The organism is Streptomyces atriruber, from assembly GCF_001418325.1.
Taxonomy (GTDB): domain Bacteria; phylum Actinomycetota; class Actinomycetes; order Streptomycetales; family Streptomycetaceae; genus Streptomyces; species Streptomyces atriruber.
The window spans coordinates 1-3,117 of the sequence record NZ_LIPN01000446.1 but is presented as its reverse complement, the minus strand read 5'-3'; the positions used below and the strand labels follow the sequence as shown (position 1 = coordinate 3,117).

Genomic DNA, 3,117 nt, shown 5'->3' with positions numbered 1-3,117 from the left:
CTCCCCGATCCCGCGTACGACAGCGGCCCCGCCACCGAACCGCTGCCCCGGCCCTTCCAGGCCCCCAGCACGGGCGAGCCCTGGAACGCCGCAACCGGAGGCCACCCGTGAACGCCTCGCTCCCCGACGTCCCCGAAGTCCGCGTCGTCGGCCTTCCCCTGCTCACCTCGGGCTTCGACCTCGTCGAACGTCTCGACCTCGCCATGCACCTGAAGGTGCACGGCCCGCTGGAACCCATGGCGGGCGAACCGCTCGCCCGCCTCGCCGAACAGATCGCGCTGCGGGGCCGGGGCGGTGCGGGTTTCCCCTTCGCCCAGAAGCTGCGGGCCGTCGCCGACGCCGCGATACGTCGCGGGGTGCGACCCGTGGTCGTCGTCAACGGCAGCGAGGACGAGCCCGCCTGCCGCAAGGACACCGTCCTGATCAACCGCGCCCCGCACCTCATCCTCGACGGCGCCCTCCTGGCCGCCGAGGCCGTCGGGGCCCGCACGCTGGTCGTCGGCGTGACCCGCGACTCGACCGAAGCCTCGATGCGCACCGCACTGGCCGAGCGCGGCCTCGGCAACCGCCGCGGGTCGACCCTCCGCGCGCGCGTGCAGCGCAATCCGGTGCGCATGGTCACCGGGGAGTCGTCCGCCCTGGTCCGCTCGGCGGACGGCGGTCCCCCGCTGCCGCCGGGCCGCAAGGTGCGGACGTCGGACTCCGGAGTGGGCGGTGCCCCCACCCTCCTCTCCAACGCGGAGACCTTCGCCCAGCTCGCCGTCGCCGCCAGGGCCGGCGCCGAGCGCTACTGCCGCACCGGCCTGCGCGACGAACCCGGCACGGTCCTGCTGACCCTCTCCGGAGCGGTCGCCCGACCGATGGTCGTCGAGGTCCCCACCGGAGTGCCCCTGCAGTACGTCCTGCGGCTCGCCGGCGCACCGGCGCTCCCCCAGGGCGTGCTGACGGGCGGCTATCACGGCAGATGGCTCGACGGGATGACGGCACACGACGCAGTCGTCTCGCGTGCCTCCCTGGACGCCTGTGGCGGCGCGCTCGGCGCGGGCGCGATCCTGCCGATCGGCGAGGGCACCTGCCCGCTGGGCGAGTCGCTGCGGGTCGCGCACTGGCTGGCCGCCGAGAGCACCGGCCAGTGCGGCCCCTGCTACCTCGGTCTCCCCGCGGCGGCCCGGGGCCTCGCCGACGTCCTCCAGGGCGGCGGCCCGACCTCTCTCGAAGCGCTGCGCGAGGTGACCCGGGCCGTGAAGCGACGGGGCGCGTGCAAGCACCCGGACGGCTCGGCGGCCTTCCTGGAGTCGTCGATCTCGGCGTTCACGGACGACCTCGCCGCGCACGTCCTGGGCGGCGGCTGCGGCCGTCCTGTCGAGGGCGTCCTCCCCCTCCAGGAGGACACACCGCCCGCAGAGGCGCCCAGTGGCCGCAAGCTGGCCGTCGACTGGACGCTCTGCCAGGGCCACGGCCTCTGCGCGGACATCGTCCCGGAGCTGATCCAGCTGGGGCCCGACGGCTTCCCCTCGGTCGCGGAAGCGTCCGTACCGCGCTACTCCGAAGCGCGCGCCACGCGCGCGGTGCGTCGCTGCCCCGCGCTCGCCCTGCGCATCGAGGAGGCGCCGAGGGAGGCCTCCGCGTCCCGCACGATGCTGCCGACCGCGCTCCCACCGGGCCGAGGCCGCCGTGCCCTCGGCAGCGGAAGGCAGTGAGGGCAAGCAGAGTGAGAAGGGCAAGGAGAGGGGCAAGCGCAAGAAGAACCGTCAGGAGACGGATCACGTGACGTGCGCGTGCGCGTAGACCGGCAGCTTCCGGTCACCGCCGCGGTCCTCCTTGCTCCGGGCCGCGCCAGGAGCACTGAGACCCTCGAAAACCAGAAGATCCCGCCCGATCATTCGATCGGGCGGGATCTTGGGAATCGAACCTGAGCGGACTCAAGAACGATCATGTTGTGGAGCTAAGGAGAATTGAACTCCTGACCTCCTGCATGCCATGCAGGCGCTCTACCAACTGAGCTATAGCCCCTTACTTTTCCGCCCGGTTTCCCCGGCGGCTCCGCCAACATTACACGGTCCTACCCGTGCTCCACCAAATCGTTTCCGGTCTGGGTGGATACGCCCGGTACTGTCAGCCTTCGTGACCGTGATCGCGCTCGCCGCCACCCGCCGCCGCGTGCCTCTGGCCGCCGGGGCCTGCCTGCTCTCCTTCACGGCCTTCTGGCTCGCACAGCGCGCCGCCGACGTCTCGATGATCGACCTGATGGTCTATCGGGCCGAGGGCGAGACCGTGCGCGCGGGCGGGGACCTCTACGCGCTGCGCACCACCGAGGCCCATCTGCCCACCACCTACCCGCCGTTCGCGGCGCTGCTCTTCACGCCGCTGACCCTGCTGGACACGGCGGCCATGCGCGCCCTCGCGACGCTGGGAAACCTGGCGCTGCTGATCGCCTTCGTGCACCTCTCCTTGCGGATGATCCACGGCGAGCGGCACGCGCGCGTGGCTCTCCACGGGCGCGTAAAGAGCGTTCTGTGGGCCGCCGCCCTCGCCGTCTGGTGCGAGCCGGTGTGGACGACGCTGCGCTACGGACAGGTCAATCTGCTGCTCGCCGTCCTCGTCCTGTGGGACCTGACCCGGCACCCCGGGCAGCGATGGGCGGGCGTGGGCATCGGCATCGCCGCGGCGATCAAGCTCACGCCCGCGCTCTTCGCGGCGTTCCTGCTGCTCGCGGGAGCCGCCGAGGCCGTGCGGCGCGGTCCGTGGCGGCCTGCCGTGCGGCACGCGTGCGTGGCGGCCGTGTCGTTCGCCGGGGCGACGCTCCTCGCGGCCGCCGTCCTGCCGTACGACTCCCGGCGCTTCTGGACCCGGATGGTCTTCGAGGCGGGCCGCGTCGGGCTGGCCGAGGACACCGCGAACCAGTCGCTGCGCGGCGCTCTCGCCCGGCTCCTGCACAGCGGGGAGCCCGGCGCGCCCTGGGCCCTGGCCGCCGCCGTCACCGGCGCGCTCGGCCTCGCGGTGGCCGTGGCCGCCGCACTGCGCGGGGAACGGGCCTGGGCCGCACTCTCCTGCGCCGCGACGGCGCTCCTGGTGAGCCCGGTCTCGTGGTCGCACCACTGGGTGTGGTGCGTGCCG

The 3,117-nt window shown here is 73.5% G+C and carries 2 protein-coding genes and 1 tRNA gene; 2 read left to right on the top strand and 1 reads right to left on the bottom strand.

The features are described 5' to 3' along the window. Window positions 1–107 precede the first annotated feature (107 nt). Window positions 108–1,700, top strand: coding sequence for a ferredoxin (locus AOK03_RS35380; protein ID WP_055569490.1), 1,593 nt, complete (start codon window positions 108–110; stop codon window positions 1,698–1,700). Between the two features lie 240 nt (window positions 1,701–1,940). On the opposite strand, the gene AOK03_RS35375 is transcribed toward AOK03_RS35380, so the two are convergent. Further along, window positions 1,941–2,013, bottom strand: a tRNA-Ala gene (locus AOK03_RS35375). 111 nt (window positions 2,014–2,124) lie between these two features. Here AOK03_RS35375 and AOK03_RS35370 point away from each other — a divergent pair. After that, on the top strand, window positions 2,125–3,117 hold a 993-nt coding region (locus tag AOK03_RS35370), incomplete at its 3' end, for a glycosyltransferase 87 family protein (protein ID WP_055569489.1).